The organism is Nitrospirota bacterium (genome assembly GCA_040755395.1).
Taxonomy (GTDB): Bacteria; Nitrospirota; Nitrospiria; order Nitrospirales; family Nitrospiraceae; genus DATLZU01.
Window position 1 is genome coordinate 1 of the sequence record JBFMAX010000016.1, and the last position, 19933, is coordinate 19933.

Here is a 19933-nt window from a genome sequence, read left to right on the forward strand (position 1 = left end):
CACCCGTTGCGATGAAAGAGCAACGGGTACCCGGGAGTCGCGTTGCGAGACGGGCAAGCGCAGCCATGAAGGAGGGAAGCATACTTGAAACAGTATGTTGACCGACTGAATGGCGAGCACGCCCGCCGCTAGGCTTGTCGGAGCAGCGAATCCGCGATTGCAGCAGAAGCGTTCGTGAATAATGCGGGCTAGCCCCAAGTCTCTAGCCTCGTGCCTATTTTCAGACAGTCCCTATGAGCGATAGCTCACCCACGCATAATGAAAATCCTCACCTCCCCGGCCCTCCCCCTCAAGGGGGGAGGGGAGGGAGGGGGTGGCATTTTCAACGCAGGAGACAACCATGCAGATGCTGTTGGTCATCTTTCGACAATCGCTTGATGAAGACATTCGGCGGCTGTTAAAAGACCTGGACATCAAAGCGTTTACGGAAGCGCCCAAAGTCTTCGGCATCGGCGAAGCGGGCGAGGCGTTCGGGTCCTTGACGTGGCCGGGTCATAATTCCATGATTCTAGCTGCCATGGAGGATCAGCAAGCCGAGCGGGTCATCGGACGGTTACAGGCTTTTCGCGACCACCTGATGCAGCAGCAAGGCGACACCAAAATCCCCTTACGCGTGTTCGTCATGCCCTGCCGACAAGTCGTATGACGGCCGTGCAAGCCGAGCCGACAGGCATGTGAACCATGATCAGCGCGTCTTTACGAAATCCCTACGCGGTGGTGGCGATCAGTCTGATCGTCGTGATCCTGGGCGTGGTGTCCTACCAGAACATGGTGGTGGACATCTTTCCCGAGATCAACCTGCCCGTGGTGGCCGTCGCCACGTTCTATAAAGGCATGGGGCCCTCCGAGATCGAGGGCGCCATCACGCTGCGCTTGGAGCAGCTCTATCTGCAAGCCTCCTACGTCGAGCACATCGAGTCCCGCTCCCTGCCCGGCGTCAGCCTGATCAAGGTCTACTTCCATCCCTCCTACGACGTCAACGCCGGCATGGCCGAGATCACCAGCCTCACCTACTCGGCCCTGCGCTATCTGCCGCAGGGCGTCTTCCCGCCCATCATCATCAAGTTCGGCGCCGCCAGTCTCCCTATCGGCACCCTCACCGTGAGCAGCGAGACCCTGGGCGAGAAAGAAGTCCGCGATTTGGCCTACTACGGCGTGCGGCCGCAACTGGCCAACGTCCCCGGGGTCTTTGTCGCCCCCAGCTTCGGCGGCACGGTCCGTCAGATCACCGTGTTTCTGGACCGCGAGCGCATGCTGGCCCGGGGGCTGTCCACCCGGGACGTCGTCAATGCCGTCAACGCCCAAAGCCTCCTGCTCCCCGCCGGCAATGTGAAGATCGGTGAATTCGACTACAACGTCTACACCAACAGCCTGATCCAGTTCGTCGAGCAGATGAACGAGATTCCGGTCAAGGTGGTCAACGGGGTGCCGATCCTGCTCAAGGATGTGGGCCGGGCGGCCGACTCCACAATGATCCAGGGCAACGTGGTGCGGATCAACGGCCGGCGGGCAGTGTATCTGCCAATTATGAAGCAGGCGGGAGCGAACACGATCCAGGTGATCGACGGGATCAAGGCTACGTTGCCAAAACTGTTGGGGCTGCCGAAGGACCTGGTGGTCAAGCTGATCTTCGATCAATCTCTGTACATCCGGCAGGCCATCCAGACACTGGAGCACGAGGGCCTGTTGGGCGGCGGGCTCGCCTGCCTCATGGTCCTCATCTTCCTCGGCAGCCTGCGGTACACGCTGATCATCGCGTTGGCAATCCCGATTTCGATCCTGGCCGCGTTTGTCTTGCTCTATTTCACCGGCCACACCGTGAACGTGATGACCCTCGGTGGCCTGGCGTTGGTGATCGGCACACTTCTGGACAATAACATCGTCGTGCTAGAAAACGTACATCGCCATCTCGGCATGGGCAAACTCCCCCGCCAGGCCGCCGGCGACGGCGTAGGCGAAGTGGCGCTGCCAATGCTGGTCGCGACGATCAGCATTCTGATCGTCTATCTGCCGATTGTCTTTTTTACCGGCATTATCAAGTTCCTGTTCGTGCCCTTGGCCCTTGCCGTCGCCTACGCCATGGTCGCCTCTTACTTCGCCTCCATGACGGTTGCGCCCGTAGCGATGGCAGCCTTGATCAAGCACGAGCACCAAGGCCCAGGGGCGGCCGAAGGCTCGCACGAGCGGTTGTTCGACCGGTTGTTCAATCGGCTTATCGCCGCGTACGTGGTGGTCCTGCGGTGGTGCCTGGGGCACAAGGCACTGGTGGTGGGCGGCGTGACCGCTATTTTTATCGGCTCCCTGCTCCTGGCCCCCCGCCTCGCCACGGAATTCTTCCCCAAGGTGGATGCTGGCCAGTTTATTCTCCACGTCGCCGCCCCCGAGGGCACCCGCGTCGAAGCCACCGAGGCCCTTGTCGGCCAACTCGAAGACGTCCTCCGCCAGGAGATCCCCGCTAGTGATCTCGACCAGATCGTCGCCAACATCGGCCTGCCCCACGGCTGGATGGTCCTCTTCACCCCGGTCAATGGGCCCCACCAGGCCTTCCTCCTCGTCAGCCTCACCCGTCAGCACACCGTGCGCACCGATGCCCTTATCAGCCGTCTCCGTACCCGGCTGGCCCGGGAGTTTCCCGGCCTCAAGTTCTCCTTCCAGACCGGCGGCATCGTCAGCGATGTGATCAACTTCGGCCTTCCCGCCCCCATCGATATCAAGATTAGCGGCCCCCAGCTCAGCCAGGTGGCCGAGGCCGCCGCCCGCATCCGCGACGTGGCAGCGCAGGTGCCGGGCACCGCCGACGTACAGGTGCGGCAGGGGATGCACTACCCAGAATTGCATCTGGCTGTGGACCGCGCCAAGGCCGCCTACTTAGGGCTCAACGAACGGCAGGTGGTGATGGACCTGGTGACCGGCCTCAGCTCTAACATGACCCTCAACCCGGGGTACTGGATCGACCCGAAATCCAACAACGCCTACTTCGTGGTTGCCCAGTACCCGGAGCAGACCTTGATCCACTTCGAGGACTTTCTCAACACCCCCCTTGTCGGCTTCCATGTGGACCAACCCGCGGCCGTCAGCGCTGTGACGCCCTCGGAACGCGGCTCGGCCCTGGCGATGCAACAGACTCCCTTCCCTCAACGTCCTTCGCTACCCCAGGCAGGCGCCGAGAAAACTGCGCCTGTCCTCTTACGCGACCTCGCCCAGGTCAGCCGGAAAACGGGGCCTGAGACCGTGGACCACTACAATCTGCAGCGGACCATGGATGTGCTCATGAGCGTGCTCGGCAATGACCTCGGACGGGTTGCCAGTCAAGTCGAGGCGGCCCTCGCTGGGGTGGAGTTGCCGAAAGACGTTTCTGTGAAGTTCAAAGGCGAAGTGGATGGAATGCGGGCGGCATTGAAAGGCTTCGCCGGAGTCCTCCCGTTGGCTGTCCTGTTGATTTATTTGGTGATGGTCGGGCTCTTCCGATCGTATTTGGATCCCTTGATTATTCTCTTTTCGGTCCCGCTCGGCTTCATCGGCGTCATCTGGATGCTGCTGCTGACAAACACCTCAGTGAACGTCGAATCGCTCATCGGGACGCTGATGATGATCGGGATCGTCGTCGCCAACGGTGTCCTGCTCGTGGACTTTGCGAACCGCCGATTGCGCGAGGGTGCTCCTTTGGAAGACGCCGTCGTGGCGGCCGGTCGGCTGCGCATCCGTCCGATCCTGATGACGTCGCTGGCAACCATTCTCGGTCTTGCGCCGATGGCGCTGGGCCTCGGCGAGGGCAGCGAGGCCAACATGCCTCTGGCGCGGGCCGTCATCGGCGGGCTGCTGGTGTCGACGTTCATGACGCTGCTGTTCATTCCTGTGCTGCATGCGATCGCCCGCCAGCGCTTGATGGACAAGAAGGTTGCATCGCGGGGCGCTTCCACGTAAAAAGAAGTCAGGCATTCCTGACACCGGGAAATGATGCCGTCTCGGCTCAATATCAAATTCCTCCTCTGGGTGGGCGTCGGTCTAGCGGCCATGCTCGTGTGGGTGCTTGTCTCGACCAAGGACCACACGTTCACAGCTACATCCGCGACCCAGCCGGCTTCGCCACCGGATTCCCCGGGATCGGCCTTGACCGGAGAGGGGGGCAAATCGGTCCAGAGCGAAGGATTCGCCGTTCCCGTTCAGGTACTAAAACCGCAACGGCGCGACCTCGCATACACGCTGACGCTCCCGGCCAACGTCTCGCCCTGGTACCAGGCGACCCTGTACGCCAAGGTGCCGGGGTACTTGAAATGGATGGGGTTCGACAAGGGCGACCAGGTTAGGAAAGGCCAACTGTTGGCGGTGATCGACGCGCCCGAAGTCGAGGAACAATACCGTCAAGCCCAGGCCGACTACAAAATCAAGAAGGTCACCTACCAGCGTCTCGCCAACGTATGGAAAGAAAATCCCGACGTCATCGCCAAGCAGGACGTGGACGTGGCGGAAGCGTCGGCCGAAGCGGCCAAGCATGTCATGGACAACCGCCGCACCCTGCTCGGCTACACGAAGGTGTACGCCCCGTTTTCCGGGGTCATCACGGCCCGTTTCGCGGATCCCGGATCCATGATCCAGTCCGCCGCTGGCTCGGCGACCCAAGCCGTTCCGCTCTATACCATCATGGACCTGGATATCGTCCGGGTGTACGCCAGCGTCCCGCAGGAAGCCGCGTTGCTGGCCAAGCCGGGTATTAAGGTCGTCCTGACGTCCCGGGAGCTCGCCGCCCAGGACATCACCGGCACCATCACGCGAACTACCGAAGCATTGGATCCCGCAACCCGCACGCTGTTGGTCGAAATCGACGTCCCCAACAAGGACCGCCGCCTTCAGCCCGGCATGTTCGTCAACGCCACATTCTATTTACGCGAGCATCCGAACGCCCTTGTCATTCCCCCCTCCGCAATCGCTTCGGGCGGACCCGAGAAGACGAAATCAGTCTTCGTCGTCCGGCAGGGGAAGGCGTACCGGGTGCCGATCAAAACCGACATCGATGACGGCGTCTGGGTCGAAGTCGTCGAAGGCTTGACCGACGACGACGAGGTCGTCATCGTGGGAAAAACGGGGCTGACCGACGGGAAATCCGTCATCGCGTCCCGGTACAACCTGCCGAGCGGAAAACCGTCCAGCCAGAAATATTGAACGCCGACTCAGCGCGAAAGGAGATGTCCGATGCGATACCGTGTTCGGCCCATGTCGTGCGCGCTCGTTCTTCTCATCGCGCCCGCCGTTTGGTGGGCGCCGTTCCCGGCCTCCGCCGAGACGGAACGGGTCCCGCTCAGGACCGACAAGAGCGGTCAGGTTCAGGGGCAGTTCTTGGGCCTCAAACAGGCGGTGGAATTGGCGCTCGAGAAGCACCCGCTGCTCCAAGTCGCCAACGCCAACCGCAAGGCGGCGGAGGCGCGGACGGAGCAGACGCGGTCCCTGTACTACCCGCAGATCTATGCGGACTTCGCGACGGCGGCCGGCGCCGGCGGGATCAACCCGCGGTTCGTCACGCCGGCCGGTTCGATGCTGCGCCAGAATCTCAGCCAGTACACGGGCGGGGTCATCGCGAACCAGCGACTGTACGATTTCGGGTTCACCCGCGACCTGGTCGAATCGTCGGATCTCGCCGCGCGCGCGTTCGAGCAGGATGTCAACGCGCAACGGGCCTTGGTGATCGTGAGCGTCCAGCGGGCGTACCTGAACAGTCTGAAGCAACGCCGGCTGGTGGAGATTGCGGAGGATACCGTGCGCGAGCGCGGCGTCATCCGCTCCCAGGTCGAGACGCTGTACCGCCAGCAGCTCAAATCCAAGCTCGACCTGAATCTCGTGCAGGTGGAATTGACGAACGCCGAAGCGGCCCTCGTGCGCGCCAGGAACAACCTCAAGGCCAGCTTCGCCGAGTTGAACCGTGCGATGGGGATCACCGGTCCGGAAGATTACGTGCTGGAGGACGTCTCCATCGAAGTCATCCGGCAGCAACCGCTCGAGACGTTGATCGCGAACAGTCTCTCCCATCCCGAACTCAAGCGCGCGCAGGAGCAGGCCCGTTCGGCCGAAGCCAAGCTCCGCGCTACGCGAAAACAGTATCTGCCGACCGTCAACGCCGTCGCGAGCGCCGGAGATTTCCAAACCTTCGACACGGACCGCGGCGAACGAACCGGGGGCTGGTGGGCGGCCAGCGCCGTGGTGTCTTTTCCGCTCTTCACGGGCTTTCTCATCGAAAACCAGGTGCGGGAGGCGAGCGCCCAGCAAGCGGCGGCGTACGCGGCGGCGTCCAACATCGAACAGGCGCTGACCCAGCAGGTGACGAACGCCTATCTGGACACCGTCACCTTCGCGCAGCAAATCAAGTTGGCGGAAGAACAGGTGAAGACCGCCCAGGAAGCGCTGCAGTTGGCGCGCCAACGGTACAAGCTGGGGCTGGGAAGCATCGTGGAAGTGACGCAATCCGAGGTCGCGTTGACAGGGGCGCAAACCAGGCTGGCCGAAGCGCAGTACGACTACAAGATTGCGGAAGTGACCTTGGCGTATGCCGCGGGCGCCCTCTCGATACCAGACACGCTGTCCTCACCGCCCGGCATGACTCCATGACACACCGGCAAGGAAGAAAAGCGTCCGCGGGCGCATCGGGCGTTAAGGCGATCCGCTGGGCTTCAGCAAGGTGTTCTCCCGTTCATGCTGGCGTTTGATCTTGTCGGCGCGGGCCGCCAAACTGATGGCTTCGGCCTTTCGATCGGTTTTCTGCAGCAGAATCGAATAGTTCTTGAGAATCATGACGATCTCGGGATGTTCCGCGCCCAAGGCTTTTTCGACGATCGCCAGGGCCCGCTTGTACAGCGGTTCGGCCTCCTTGAACCTCCCTTGATTGCTGTAGAGGGACGCCAGATTATTGAGACTTTGGGCGACATCCGGGTGTTCTTGCCCCAGGGTCTTCTCGCGGATACCGAGGGAACGTCGATACAGTTGCTCGGCTTCCTTGTATTTGCCCTGATTGTTGTACACCAACGCCAAGTTGTTGAGCGTGGTGGCCACGCTGGGGTGTTCGGAGCCCAGGCCCTTTTCCTTGATGGCCAGCGCGCGACGAAACAGCGGCTCGGCTTTGTCGTACTTCCCCTGGTTGTTGTACAGCAGCGCGAGGTTGTTCAGCACCAACGCCACATCCTGATCCTCGGGCCCGAGCAGCTTCTCCCTGATGGCCAGCGCGCGGGTGTAGAGCGGTTCGGCTTCAGCGTACTTTCCCTGCACCGCGTAGAGAAGCGCAAGGTTGTTGAGACTTTGCGCGACCGCCAGCGACTCCAGACCTTCGACTTTTTCCCGTATCCGCATGGAACGCAAGTACAGGGTTTCCGCCTGGGCATATTTCCCTTGCACGCGATAGGTCTCGGCAAGATTGTTCAGCGTGGTGGCGATGCGGGGATTTTGCGGCCCGAATTGTTCGGCGACCTTCAGCGCTTCCGCGAACATCTTCTCGGCTTCGCCGTACCGGCCTTCTCCGTAGGCCTTGGTTCCGGCGTTGATATAGGTCTCCCACAGCGTGTCCTGACCCCATGACTCGACTCCGCCGCCTACAACGAGACACATGCAGGCGATGATCACCCGCGCGATCCATTTGTCTCTGCCCATTCCCAGGCTCCTTTCCTCGGAGATCGTTCCGCTTAGCCGCGTGCGATTCCGACTGTCCCATTCCCGTTCGGAATCTCGCGTCGGTCCGTTGACTCCACTCTAGTCTAACAATCCCGCCGCGCATGCGCCATGCGCAGGCGAGACGCCGGTTCACCGGACGCTCATCATGAGGAGAGCACGCCGAGCTGTAGGCGGACGGCCGGAGAAGTGACATGGAACCGAGGCAGGCCGCCCCGGTCGTTCATCGGCGAGCGACCGGATCGCCTGCCGCGGCACCTGGAAAGACCCGTGAGAGATCGATAACCAGTTCGTCTTTTTCATTGGCCAGCAGACGATCCCAGATGCTGCTCTTCTGATGCAAGACGGCCGCGTCCTGTTCGAAGAACAGGTCGAATCCCTTGGCCGCAGTCGGGCTCATCGGATAACGACGGTCGTAGATCATACCGTAGGCGGGAATGCCGTAGACGATCCGCCAGTTTCCCAAAATGAAATGCAATTCGGTCCCTCGCACGTACAGACCGCCGGTCGTAATCACCCGCTTAATGGAGGTTTGAGGATAGCTCAAGTAAAAGGTGACCCGCTCGTTAGGTTTCGCCTGAGCGAGCGCCTCCGATAAACGGGGCGCCAACAGCGCGATTTCCTCCTCGCTGAACGCCGGTACGCGAGGAGCGTCGCCTTGGATCATCCGCTGCAGGGCGACGCGGTGCTCCTGAACCTTGAGTTGCCTGAGCACGGACGCCATCTCTTCGACGGAGATCGAAGCGGGATGACTATGGGCGCTGGGAGGCCACTCGGGCAACACGGTTGAATCGATTTCCAGGCGAACAAAATTGGTCGGGTCTTCGTACACGGTGCGCGAAGAAACCTGGGGGATGGCGCACGCGGCGAGCAGGGCGCACAGAAGCGCGCCTCGTGAAACATGAAACGTGAAACGTGAAACGATCGTTCTGAAGATCCCTCTTTCGATCTCACGCCTCACGCCTCACGCCTCACGCCTCACGTCATTCGCTGACTGTGATCGTCATCTCCACCCGCTCGAGCGGATTATCCCGCCCGTCCCGTTTCATGTTGACCACCCTGTCGACGACTTCCATTCCGCTCACGACCTCGCCGAACACCGTGTATTGCCAATCCAGGAAGGTGGCGTCTGCCACGCAGATGAAGAACTGCGACCCGGCGCTGTCCGGATCGTTCGCCCTGGCCATCGACAGCGTCCCCCGTTTATGGGGTCGGCTGTTGAACTCGGCTTTGATCCGGTACCCGGGGCCGCCCATGCCGTGCGTGGACCGGTCGGGGTTCTTGCTGTTGGGATCGCCGCCCTGGATCATGAAGCCGGGAATCACCCGGTGAAACGTGGTGCCGTCGTAAAACCCCTGTTTCGCCAGCTTGACGAAATTGTTCACGTGATTGGGCGCCACATCCGGAAAAAAGCGCAGGATGATCTCGCCGAGTGTCTGTCCCTTGGAAGTCACCGTAACGGTCGCGCGCGTTCGGTCACTGATCTCATGCATGGATGGTCCTTTCTAAAAAGCTTTCTGGCGCACGGCCGGCAGCGAACAGGTCTGACCTTGCAGACTTGGAGCGGTGGGCTGCTGGCTATTCGCTATCAGCTATTCGCGGCCTTCAGAGCAGGCGTTACCTGAACGGCGCCTGAAACGGCGAACGAAAGGTTCCCTGCAAGCCTTCGCTGATCGGCACCCAACTCTTCCCGTCGTCATCGCTGCGGAAGGCTCCGGAACTGGTTCCCGCATAGAGCGACCCGTCGCCGGAGTCGACCAGCACCTGCACCGACATGTTGGTCAGACCGTTGTTCAGCGCCGTCCATCGGCGTCCCTGATCGACGGTCTTGTAGATCCCCCGGCCGGTGGCGACGAACAGGCCCCGCTCGTTGGTGAGAATGCTGCGGATCGAATCGTTCGGAAGCGCGCGGCTGATCGGGCGCCACGTCTGGCCGCCGTCGCCGCTCCTGAACACGCCGCCGTCGAACGTGCCAGCATACACGCCCTGCTCCTTGTCGATGGCCAGAACCCGGATGAAATTTTCCACCAGCCCCTCATGGTCTTTGAGCCCGTGCCGCATGCGAACCCAGCCCGGCGAGCTTTCCTTATACCGCAACACGCCTTTTCCCGAAGTCCCGGCGAACAGGGTGCCGTCCGATGCCTTGGCAAGCGCATGGACCAGAACCTCGTCCAGACCCGTGGTCACCACGATCCATCGATCGTCGGCCTCGCTCAGCCGATAGACACCGTCGCCCGTTCCCGCGTAGATGACGCCGGGCGTGATCAGCAGCGTTTTGATCTCCAGTCGCTTGAGTCCCGCGTTCATCGGCTCCCAGCTCTCGCCACGGTCGCGGGTCCGGAACACACCGCCGCGGAACGTCCCCGCGTACACGGTGCCGTTGGAACCGGTCGCCAGACACAGAATGAAAGGATCGGTCAAGCCTTCGTTCACGGGAGTCCAAATCCCTCCGCGATTATCGCTGCGGAAAATGCCCATGCCGAACGACCCGGCGAACACGGTTTCCTTGCCGACCGTGGTCATCGCTTGAATGCTCACCGCGGACGCGGACGGCTCAGCCGGTCGGCTGACTTCCCAAACCTGCGGCGTTTGCGCTCGATGAAGACTTCCCGCATGCACGGTCGACTCTTCCTCGGCCCGCATCGAGCCGAGGGCGACACCGGCCAACAGGCTGATGCCCAACCCGAGCGAGCCGATCACACGACCACGCCAACCGTTGCGCACCATCTTGTTCATCATTGCACCCGATGTCCCGCCGTGCCCATCGGCACCGCGGCCTCCGCCGGCGCAGGCCCTTCCGCCGCCGGAATCCGGCCGAACAACCTGGCGCCGACGATCCCCACCTCATACAACACTATCAGCGGCACGGCCATCAACAACATGGTAAACAGGGTCGCGTCCGGAGTGACGACGGCCGACAAGATCAGCGCGACCATCACGGCGTGCTTCCGATAGGACGCCAGCGTGGCGGCCGATACCGCGCCGACGCGGGCCAACAAGGTCAGCACGAGCGGCAGCTCGAACGCGCAGCCGAAGACGAGCAGGAACTTGACGTTGAAATCGATATACATGCCGACGGCCAGCTCCGGCGTGATGTCCCGGTCCATTCCGAAGCCGACGAAGAACTCGATGACCAGCGGCAGAATCACGAGGTTGCAGAAGACCAACCCCAATCCGAACAGGCAGCCGGCCAGGAGAAACAGCGGAATCGCCAGGCGCTGTTCCTCCGGCAGCAAAGCCGGCTCGATGAATTTCCAAAAGTGATAGAAGATGACCGGCAAGCTCAGAACGAAACCCGCCAGGAATGACACCTTGACCGAAGCGAACAGGGCTTCAGCCGGCCCGTAGAAGACCAAGGCGTTGGGGAACGGTCGATTCAGCCATTCGATAATTTCGGCCGAATAGGCGAACGTCAAGACGAACGCCACCGCCAGGGTGGCGGCGATGATCGCAAGCCGTCGTTTGACCGTCCGTAGGTGGGCCGCTAACGGTGGAAGCACGGCGGACAGAACCTCCCCTTCCTCGGCCGTCCGGCTTCGTTCCGTCGGCCTGGCAGGCAGCGTGCTGACCTGGCGCACAGGTCAGTGTGTCGCGGAGTGCAGTTCCTTTTCGCGATAGAGGCGGATGAGCTCCGCCATCTTGTCCTTTTTCGCCAGCTTCTCCTTCTGAATCTGCTTCTTCAGAAGCTCTTCTGACGGGGTCAGCACGTGCCGTTTCTGGAGTTCGGCCAATTCAGCATCGAGTCGGTGGTGAGATTCTTCAAGCTCCCGGAATTCGCTGCTGGATTGGCGCAACCGCTCAGCAATCGAACCGTCCGTCAGCATATCGCACCTCCTGGTTGAGTAAGAAAACGCGAACCCGGCCCTCCAGCGGCCGGCTTCTCGATCTGACTTTACGGCGCCGCTTCGACGACCAGCGGCTCCATGTGCATCAGCACCGCGTCCTCCACGGGATCGGTATAGTACCGAGCCCTGGTCGAAAACGGGCGGAACCCCATCCGCTCGTACAACGCGCGCGCGGCGCGGTTCGACGCCCTGACCTCCAGCACAGCGCGCACCGCACCCGCCGCCATCCCGATCCCCAGAGCCCGCGACACCAAGGCGGTCGCGATTCCTCGGCGTCGCTCCGCTTCGATCACCGCCAAGTTCATCAACCGCACTTCGTCGAACACGATCCAGAAGCACAGATAGCCGACGATGGTTTTGGCCATCGCGTCGCGGTTCACCAATCTGGCGACCAGAAACCGGGCGAACGGATTGCCGGTCAACTCCGCTTCGAACATTTTGCGACTCCAGGGTGCGGAGAAGCAAGCCTCTTCGATCCGCAACAGATCCGGCAACATCTCCGGAGAAGCCGGCTCGATCACGAGAGACCCGCTGATCAGGCTGGAAGCGCTCTCATTCATGACGGCCGAAGGATGGAGATGATCGGGCGTCGTGTCCGCTTGCGACCAATCCCTTGTTGAATGACCCGCTGGTTCTTGGTCACCGAACCGGCCGGACGTCGCTCGTACTTGATCTCGGCCTCCGCACGCTGGACATAGCGAGGGGCCACGCCGAGACCGGCCACGTCGCCGCGGGAAAGCCGCTCCAACCCGGCCAGCCCGATACTCACCGCCGAGGGACGTATGGCCTCGGCCGGTCCCTCGCGCAGGAGCGAGGCCCGGTCGGCCAGTGCCTGACGAATGTCCACAGCGTACCGCGGCCACCCGTCCCCCAACACGAGGGTCGGCTCTGTGATGTCCCGTCCGATCAGAGTCGGCGGCCCGACCCGTTCTTCCGCAAGCTGTCGCAACGTCCCCTCAACGCTCCACCGGTACAGGGCCCAGTACACCTCGCCGGTTCGGCTTTTGAGAATCGGGCAGATGGGAAGCGCAGTCCCGCGCAGGTTCCACACCAACCCTTCCAACGTCGGCACTACCGCGAGGGGCAATCCCGTCACCGCCCGAAATCCCAGCATCGTCGCCAACCCGACCCGCAGACCGGTAAAGGACCCCGGGCCGATCGAGACGGCCAGCCCGTCCAACCGGGCGAGTTCAAGGTGCGTCGAAGCCAGCAATCGGTCGACCGTCGGGACCAGCCATCTCGCATGCGAGCCCTCGGCGTCGCGATCCGAACGGGCCAGCACCCGCTCGCCTTCGAGGATCGCCACGCTTTGCCAGGCCGTCGCGGTTTCAACAGCCAGAATCTTCATCCGTCATACCTACCCTATATGGTCCCCAGATCGGCCGGCCGCAACGGCGCGTTGGGCACGATCTCGTGAAACGTCACCTGAAGGCTGCCCTGTCCATGGCCATCTTCCATCGTAATCTTGAACGGTCGCATCAGCCGAGTGCGAAATCCGTTCGCCGCGTTCTGTGTCTGCACGCCGGCCTCGCTCTCTCCGACCGGACGGAAGTCGTCGAAGTACATGACCGCTTCGAGCTCGCCGGTCGGCGACAGTCGCTCCTCCTGCACGACCTGCAGCGAACGCCGCTCGAACCAGAGACGCCGGACCACGGTCCCGCTCCTGGCGTCGCCTTCGCCGGGCGCAAACACATCAAGGCGGTATCGATCGCCGTCCTCTCTGAGCGCCACCCGCTCGTTTCTGGCCACCGATGCGATCCCGACCGCTCCGCTCATCGCCCAGACGCTCAGCTGGAACGGCCGCGCCAATTTGCCCATTTTACCGATCTCGGACGAGCGACCGGTCAGCACGCGGCTCATCGTGGGCAGACGCAGCTTGTACAGATCATCCAAGAGGACGAATTCAAACAGTTCGCCCCCCAACGCCGTAAAGCCCTGAAGCCGCATGGCATCAGGACGGCGGTAATACATCGCGCCCTCCATGCGTTGCGCGATCGGGATCCCTTCCCCTTTGATGGAGACCCGGAAGAGCCCTTTCATGGTCTGGATTGCCGCTTCCCTCTCCCGCAGCAACGCCGTCAACTCCGCCGCCGTCGCCTGTTTCAGAGGAACTTCGGGGCGGGACGGAAACACCGCGCAGCCGCCGAGAAAAGTAAAAGGAACGAGCAGAAGGACCGCCACAGAGAGAGCGGGATCTTTGCCGTTCGCCTTTTCCCTACTCCCTCGGGCCTGACACCAGCGCCGCATCCAACGCCTCCCGCAACTCATGAATACCGATCAATTCGATGCCGTCGACGGGGTCGAGCTTGGACACGTTCCGCTCAGGCAGCAGACACCGGCGAAATCCCATCTTGGCGGCTTCGCGGATACGGAGATCCGCCTGACTAATAGCCCGCACTTCCCCGCCGAGCCCCACCTCGCCCACCACCAGGGTGTGAGAATCGATCGGCATCTCCCGCAAGCTCGAGGTTACGGCGGCCACGATCCCCAAATCAATGGCCGGCTCGTCGACCCGCATCCCGCCCACCACATTCACATACACGTCCTGTCCGGAGAGATGCAGCCCCAGGCGTTTCTCCATGACGGCCAGGAGCAGCGAGACCCGATTCAACTCGACTCCATTGGCCATGCGCTTGGGCATGGCATAACCGGTCGGCGAGACGAGCGCCTGCAATTCGACCAGAATCGGGCGCGATCCTTCCAGACTCGACACGACGACGGAGCCGGTGCTGCGTTGCGGCCGCTCGGCCAGAAACAGCTCCGACGGATTGCCGACTTCCTCCAAACCGGTGTCCTTCATCTCGAAGACGCCGATTTCGTTCGTGGAGCCGAACCGGTTCTTCACCGCCCGCAGGATGCGGTAGCTGTGCCCTTTGTCGCCCTCGAAGTACAGGACCGTATCCACGATGTGCTCGAGCAAACGCGGGCCGGCGATGGCCCCTTCCTTGGTCACGTGGCCGATGATGAACACCGGCACGCTGCTCCGTTTGGCCAACCACATCAGTTGGCCGGCCACCTCCTGCACCTGGCTGATGCTCCCGGGCGCTGAGGTCAGTTGGTCCGTATAGACGGTCTGAATGGAGTCCACGACCATTGCGTTCGGCTGGATCGCCTGCACGGCTTTGAGGATCTCTTCCAGCGAGGTCTCTGCCAGGATCAAAAGGCCCGGATGCTCGATCCCCAGCCGCTGCCCCCGCATCTTGATCTGCCGAGGTGATTCCTCGCCGGAGACGTAGAGGACCTTTTCTCCGTCGGCAGCCAACCGGGGGAGGGCCTGCAAGAGGAGCGTCGTCTTACCGATGCCGGGGTCGCCGCCGATCAGCATGACGGAACCGGGCACGACCCCGCCGCCCAGCACCCGGTCGAACTCCCCGATACCGGTGCAGCGGCGATGTTCGCCGACGACCTCGATCTCCGCGATAGGAGTGGCTTTGGAGGAGGCGATCTTGAACGCAGCCGGACGGCCCTTGCCGGCGGGTTGGACCCGCTCCTCCTTCATGGTGTTCCAGCCGCCGCAGTCCGGGCAGCGGCCCAGCCACCGAAGCGCCTGGTGCCCGCATGCCTGACAGGAGAAACTGGTCCTCGCCCGCATCCGCCGGATGCCTCAGCGTGTCAGATCAGGAAGATAAACACTATCTTAAAGGATGCGGCGGGAAAAAGGAAGAAAGTGATCGCGGGGCCTGTCGCCGACCAGCCCGTTCGTGCTCGCACCCCGCCCGGTGTAGGGTCCCCGCTGCGCGCGAACGGGCTCCCAGGTCGGCACCACCCACGATCGGTGTGCGAAGAGTGCGAAGTCCAATGCGAAATAAATCTCACGTCAGTAGGCTATTCCGCGGTTCTTTCTAACAAGGAGCGAAAGCCGGCTGCCAAGGAACCCATCGCTTTCTTGTATTGCAATGGATAGCGGTGTGCGCAGCGAGGCCAGTTCGAACGGCCCCGGTTTGGCAGTTGTCCCGTTCTCGCATCTAACGCGACGCCTCTCAAACGCATTGACGGCTTGCAGAGTGAGAGCGAACCGCTCTCTCTTTTGACGCCTTTCATCCAGGAGGCGGTGCCGGCACTGCTTGATTTCCGCCTGCGTCATACCAGCGGCAGTGTGACTCCGGCCTGAGGACTAACTACTGCCCGTCGCCTCTAATCGACCGGACAGTTGCGGGCGAGCCGATAGCCTGCGGCTTCGGCTTCGGCCGCGCTGGAGAACTCGACCCGATTATCGGGGGAAACCTGGCTGTAATTCGGGCAGTCTGGTCGGTGATAAATGCGGCTGCGCCGGTTGCCGATGATCGGAAACGTCGGGATTGCCGGCTGCGGTGTCGGTAGAGTCCCTCCAGGAACCGCCTCAAGTGCCGGAGGAGCTTGGTCCAACAGGGCGAAATCCGATGGATCGAGTGGTTGGCCTCGCCTGATCTTGCGGAAGACCCACGGTGGAAGAGGTTTCGAGTCTCTCCACAATCCCCTCTTCGCCTCTCTCGCTTCCTTCTCGAGCCTCGCAACTTCTGCGTTTTCCGGCGCATACTGACGAAACCACCAGGCCAGCCCGGCCTTGACCAGTTCGTGGTTTAAGACGCGTCCATCAGGCAGAACGACTTCGCCGAGTGTTCGCCCAAACGCATCAGAGCCTTGAACGAGCACTCGCACCACTTTCCGAAACGCAAGCCTGGTCGTGAACTCCTTGGCACGTTCACCATAGGCTTGCCCTTTCTCAGGACAGTCAATTCCGTTGAGTCGAACATCCTCCTTGAGGCCATTGTGCAGGACGACCACGTCGTCCCCATCTATCACACCGACGACCTGACCGGAGAACTCGGCCGCGAGGGTTGGACAAGTAAGACAAAAGAAAACCCCCAAACAGGAAAGCCGGAGGAGAGTGAGCACCTGTGGCATGGCCGCCTCTCGCAGACCCGGGAGTGATCCAAGAGGTTATGATAGGGTCGGCCCAGCCACCCCTTTTCTCTTCATAGTTTCTTCCTCACTTCCTTCCAATCCTTCGCCGCCTTCGCCTTTCTCGGCAGTTCGCCGCGTCGGGGTTCGGGGACGATGACGACATCCAGGCGGTGTTCGAGGAGGACCTCGGCGAAGCCGCGGGTGCGGCCGATACCGCCTTTGAGCGAGGCCCAGCCTTGGGCCTTGAGAGCGTCGAGCGCAGCGTTCAGGGCTTCCTGGCCAGGACGCACGGTCAGGATCACGCCGGCGGGGAACTTGTGGTCACGAAGCCAGGCCCTGATTTCGTCCGTCGAGCCGAATGAGTTGGACGGTTCTTTGCCCGGCCACGCGAGATAGACGGGGTTGTAGTAAAACTTGGTCAGCCGTGTGAGTTCATCGGCGGCATCGGGTACCGGAGCCGGGCGCCCTTGCCCGCCGATCTCCAGCGGCAGCGGCACGAGCGGCGCCTGGGGTTCTTCGAATAATGCCGCCAGCTCCACAAGAAGGATGGGACGCCGGCGTTCCCACACGGCCAACGTCCCGGTCGCCGCGGACGCAATCGCGCGGGGATTCGGTACAAGTCGAACCGTGACCGTCAGCGTGTGATTGCCTTTTCTCGGATGCCGATATTCAAAAAACGCCCGCCCATCGCCGCCCGTCATGGCCGTGGCCGCGACCTTGCCTTCGACGAGAAGTTCGAGCTTCTCGCCGCCGAGACCGGTCTCGTTCAGAAGGCCGCTCCGCACCAGCTTCGCTTCAATCCTGGCCGTCTCTCCGGACACGGCCAATGCGTCATTGACCGAGAGCGCGCCCTCGATCTTGTCCACCGCCCGGACCTCGTCGGCGATGATCACAAATCGGAGGAACGCCGACACTGCGAGGACAACGAGAATGCAGAACACACTCTCGGCGGAGGCTTGTCTTGCTTGCATGCCTACAGAGTAGTGTCGGACGACGCCAGCGTCAAATCAATCCATACCCCCGTTTGACGATGGCATAGGCGTCGAAGGCAGAGAAGATCGCCAGGCTTAGATAGAGCAGTTCGGCCGGCGGCCAGATGAGACGGGAGACCAGAAGAAGTATCAAGGCACAAACGAGAAGGCCATAGCCGCGTTTCTCGCCGATGTACAAATGCCCCGCGCCGGGCACGATGGAGAGCGATGCGGCTCGAAGTCCGTGCCAGGTCTGTTCGCGGGCATCCACAGCCAAACGGGGTAAAGGGGTATAGGGGTACCGTGGTACAGCAAGACGTGGCCAAGGATTGCGAGACACTACCCCGCTGCCGCGGTATCCCTCTGCCCCTCACGTTTTCAGCGCAGCCAGCACTTCGTCCACATGGCCGTCGACTTTGACCTTGCGGAAGATCGCTTTCACTCTGCCGGCCGGATCGATGACAAAGGTGCTCCGCTCGATGCCCCAAAACTTCTTGCCGTACATGTTTTTCTGTTTGTACACGCCATAGGCCTTCGATACCGTCGCGTCCTCGTCGCTGAGCAGCGGGAACGGCAGCCGGTATTTGGCGATGAATTTCTGATGCGACTCTCTGCCGTCAAGACTGACGCCCAACACCACTGCGCCGGCCTTCTTGATCGGCTCCAGGGAGTCGCGGAAGCCACATGCTTCCTTCGTACAACCCGGCGTATCGTCCTTGGGATAAAAGTAGAGGACGACCTGTCGCCCTTTGAAGTGCTTGAGCTTCACCGTCTCGCCGGCTTCATTCGGAAGAGAAAAATCCGGTGCCTTGTCGCCGATCGCCAGTTCTTTCCCCATGGTCTCAACACTCCGCCTTCATCATGTCACCGAGGACCCACCTGTCCGAACGCCGGCCGGCTTCGGTGGTCCGGCATCTCTTTAACCTGCTTCGGTGATTCCGGCGAACCATAGGGACGCAGGGCCGGCGAGTCCCAGATGATCTTATCGCCAGGGGCCAGATTGGCGGCCTCGATGAAATGCGCGCGCGCATCTTCGGTCTCACCCAGCGCGTTCAGCGCCAGCGCCAAGTTATAGTGCGCCGGGCCCGAATCCGGCGCGGCCGCGACGGCCTGACGGAAATAGTTCTTCGCCTCCATAAACTGACCGCTCTGATAGGCGGTGGTCCCTTGCTGGGTCAAGGCGATCGCCGACGCCTGGGCTCCCGCACCCAGGGCCAGCGGCACCAGCGGTTTCGGCTTGTCTTTCCCAGCGCAGGCTCCCAGCGTGAGGGCGAGCAGAACGCTCATAAGAACGCTCGCGATCGTCATAGCTCCTCCTTGCCAACTCGTGCCATGGTTCTCAAACTCAAGGCTTGGCTTGCTTACGAAGCTCCTCCTCAAACGTCTTGCGATACAGCACTTCCCACTCCGCACTGCCCTCGACAATAGGCCGGGAATAGGACCGCAATTTGGCTCGCACCACCTGATCGAGTTTTTCTTCCTGCGCGAGCTCGGCTGCCAACACGCGTTTGATCTCCCGCAGGGCACGACCTTCTTCTCCAGTCAGCCGTACGGCCGGACTCTTCTTCAGCGCGTTCAGAATGACGTGCGAGAGATGGCTGACTTTGTCTTCGCTGAGCAACATACCTGAACTACAATGAGGAATGTTGAATGAGGAATGCGGAATGTTCTTCGTCTTTCCAATTTCTCATTCATAATTCATCATTCAACATTTCATAAGATGATCCCCCGTTCCCTGACCAACTTCTGTTTGATCATCGTGAACATCTTCTGGTAGTCAACCTGCCCGCGTTCGATCTCCCCTTCATAGGCCTTCATGAGTTGCCGAACCTCGGCATTCAGCCGGTCCTCCACGGACAACTCCTCTGTGATGGCATACTCCAGCGATTCAACGGCTGCTTTCTTGTCGCCAGCAAGCTCGATGTACCCTTCGTGATGAAGGCGCGACACCAGCACTTCGGCCATGTGTCGAACGCGTTCCTTGGTCAGCCTCATTGAAAAGCAATGTGGAATGAGGAATGCGGCATGTTGAATTGCGTATCTTCCTTCGTAACGACCCACTTCACGATTTCATCATTCCCCATTCCTCATTTCTCATTCCTCATTATTTTTTAGGCCTTCTCCACTCGAATGCGCGTGGCGCTCGTGGCCTGCCGCAACAGCGTGGGGTCGCCGACGATGCGGCCGATGACGTTCACCCGATCCGCGGGGACCGGGTCGGGCCCCATGCTCATGGGGGTGCGTCCGAAAAAAATGGCCAACACCTCACCCGCCCCCCAGAACGCCACGTCGCCCGCTTTGACCTGGGTCGTGGCCGTCTCGCGATGGTCCTTCACGCCAGGGAGTTTGAAGTAAAACTCCTCGCCCCAGGTGTTCACCGGCGCCTCGACCGGCAATGCCGCGTAGACGCCTTCCGCCGTTTTATTATTTTTCAGTTCCGCCTCGAGTTGAACCGACCCGACGGTGATGCGAATCCGTTTCGCTGTCTCTCCCATATCGCCATCGATTTCCGTAATGCGCTTCCGTGCTTTTCCCCCCGTGCGCTCGGCGCCGAGCGGCAGGATCTGCGCAAACTCCGCTTCGGCA

The 19933-nt window shown here is 61.5% G+C and carries 22 protein-coding genes; 4 read left to right on the plus strand and 18 right to left on the minus strand.

Annotation, left to right across the window (positions count from 1 at the left end):
* Positions 1-340 precede the first annotated feature (340 nt).
* From AB1555_17505 to AB1555_17520, 4 genes are read left to right on the plus strand one after another with little or no spacing between them, the layout of a single operon-like run.
* Complete coding sequence (locus tag AB1555_17505; GenBank protein MEW6248483.1) at positions 341-646, plus strand: PG0541 family transporter-associated protein; 306 nt, start codon at positions 341-343, stop codon at positions 644-646.
* 35 nt (positions 647-681) lie between these two features.
* Entirely contained in the window at positions 682-3924 is a 3243-nt protein-coding gene (locus tag AB1555_17510) for an efflux RND transporter permease subunit (protein MEW6248484.1), read from the plus strand.
* 30 nt (positions 3925-3954) lie between these two features.
* Positions 3955-5160: an efflux RND transporter periplasmic adaptor subunit gene (locus tag AB1555_17515; GenBank protein ID MEW6248485.1), complete on the plus strand. Its 1206-nt coding sequence runs from the start codon at positions 3955-3957 to the stop codon at positions 5158-5160.
* Positions 5161-5190: 30 nt separating this feature from the next.
* A complete protein-coding gene (locus tag AB1555_17520; GenBank protein MEW6248486.1) occupies positions 5191-6597 on the plus strand; it encodes a TolC family protein in 1407 nt (468 codons plus the stop codon).
* A 42-nt stretch (positions 6598-6639) separates the two neighbouring features.
* On the opposite strand, the gene AB1555_17525 is transcribed toward AB1555_17520, so the two are convergent.
* The 18 genes from AB1555_17525 to AB1555_17610 form a co-directional block, all read right to left on the minus strand.
* A complete protein-coding gene (locus AB1555_17525; GenBank protein ID MEW6248487.1) occupies positions 6640-7629 on the minus strand; it encodes a tetratricopeptide repeat protein in 990 nt (329 codons plus the stop codon).
* Between the two features lie 241 nt (positions 7630-7870).
* Entirely contained in the window at positions 7871-8608 is a 738-nt protein-coding gene (locus AB1555_17530; protein ID MEW6248488.1) for a hypothetical protein, read from the minus strand.
* A 22-nt stretch (positions 8609-8630) separates the two neighbouring features.
* Positions 8631-9140: a peptidylprolyl isomerase gene (locus AB1555_17535; GenBank protein ID MEW6248489.1), complete on the minus strand. Its 510-nt coding sequence runs from the start codon at positions 9138-9140 to the stop codon at positions 8631-8633.
* A 124-nt stretch (positions 9141-9264) separates the two neighbouring features.
* Entirely contained in the window at positions 9265-10374 is a 1110-nt protein-coding gene (locus AB1555_17540) for a hypothetical protein (protein MEW6248490.1), read from the minus strand.
* Between the two features lie 8 nt (positions 10375-10382).
* Complete coding sequence (gene tatC, locus AB1555_17545) at positions 10383-11147, minus strand: twin-arginine translocase subunit TatC (protein MEW6248491.1); 765 nt, start codon at positions 11145-11147, stop codon at positions 10383-10385.
* Between the two features lie 81 nt (positions 11148-11228).
* Positions 11229-11471, minus strand: coding sequence for a YdcH family protein (locus AB1555_17550; protein MEW6248492.1), 243 nt, complete (start codon positions 11469-11471; stop codon positions 11229-11231).
* Positions 11472-11539: 68 nt separating this feature from the next.
* Positions 11540-12052 (minus strand): ribosomal protein S18-alanine N-acetyltransferase, encoded by a 513-nt coding sequence (rimI, locus tag AB1555_17555; protein ID MEW6248493.1) that lies wholly within the window; start codon positions 12050-12052, stop codon positions 11540-11542.
* Complete coding sequence (gene tsaB / locus AB1555_17560; protein ID MEW6248494.1) at positions 12049-12840, minus strand: tRNA (adenosine(37)-N6)-threonylcarbamoyltransferase complex dimerization subunit type 1 TsaB; 792 nt, start codon at positions 12838-12840, stop codon at positions 12049-12051. The genes rimI and tsaB overlap by 4 nt, the downstream gene beginning before the upstream one ends.
* Positions 12841-12854: 14 nt before the next feature.
* The gene (locus tag AB1555_17565) at positions 12855-13739 is read right to left on the minus strand and encodes a hypothetical protein (GenBank protein MEW6248495.1); all 885 of its coding nucleotides are present in this window, start codon (positions 13737-13739) and stop codon (positions 12855-12857) included.
* Positions 13708-15084 carry a DNA repair protein RadA gene (gene radA, locus AB1555_17570; GenBank protein ID MEW6248496.1) on the minus strand — a complete coding sequence of 459 codons (1377 nt, stop codon included), beginning with the start codon at positions 15082-15084 and terminating at the stop codon, positions 13708-13710. Before radA ends, AB1555_17565 begins: the two co-directional genes overlap by 32 nt.
* A 542-nt stretch (positions 15085-15626) precedes the next feature.
* A complete protein-coding gene (locus AB1555_17575) occupies positions 15627-16274 on the minus strand; it encodes a thermonuclease family protein (protein ID MEW6248497.1) in 648 nt (215 codons plus the stop codon).
* A gap of 173 nt (positions 16275-16447) precedes the next feature.
* A complete protein-coding gene (locus AB1555_17580; protein ID MEW6248498.1) occupies positions 16448-17347 on the minus strand; it encodes a hypothetical protein in 900 nt (299 codons plus the stop codon).
* A gap of 31 nt (positions 17348-17378) precedes the next feature.
* Positions 17379-17618, minus strand: coding sequence for a hypothetical protein (locus tag AB1555_17585; protein ID MEW6248499.1), 240 nt, complete (start codon positions 17616-17618; stop codon positions 17379-17381).
* A 99-nt stretch (positions 17619-17717) separates the two neighbouring features.
* Positions 17718-18185, minus strand: a complete 468-nt coding sequence (gene bcp, locus AB1555_17590; GenBank protein ID MEW6248500.1) for a thioredoxin-dependent thiol peroxidase — start codon at positions 18183-18185, stop codon at positions 17718-17720.
* 26 nt (positions 18186-18211) lie between these two features.
* Complete coding sequence (locus AB1555_17595) at positions 18212-18655, minus strand: tetratricopeptide repeat protein (GenBank protein ID MEW6248501.1); 444 nt, start codon at positions 18653-18655, stop codon at positions 18212-18214.
* A 37-nt stretch (positions 18656-18692) separates the two neighbouring features.
* Positions 18693-18971: a DUF507 family protein gene (locus AB1555_17600; GenBank protein MEW6248502.1), complete on the minus strand. Its 279-nt coding sequence runs from the start codon at positions 18969-18971 to the stop codon at positions 18693-18695.
* A gap of 89 nt (positions 18972-19060) precedes the next feature.
* A complete protein-coding gene (locus AB1555_17605) occupies positions 19061-19342 on the minus strand; it encodes a DUF507 family protein (protein MEW6248503.1) in 282 nt (93 codons plus the stop codon).
* 116 nt (positions 19343-19458) lie between these two features.
* Positions 19459-19842 carry a cyclophilin-like fold protein gene (locus tag AB1555_17610; protein ID MEW6248504.1) on the minus strand — a complete coding sequence of 128 codons (384 nt, stop codon included), beginning with the start codon at positions 19840-19842 and terminating at the stop codon, positions 19459-19461.
* Positions 19843-19933 lie beyond the last annotated feature (91 nt).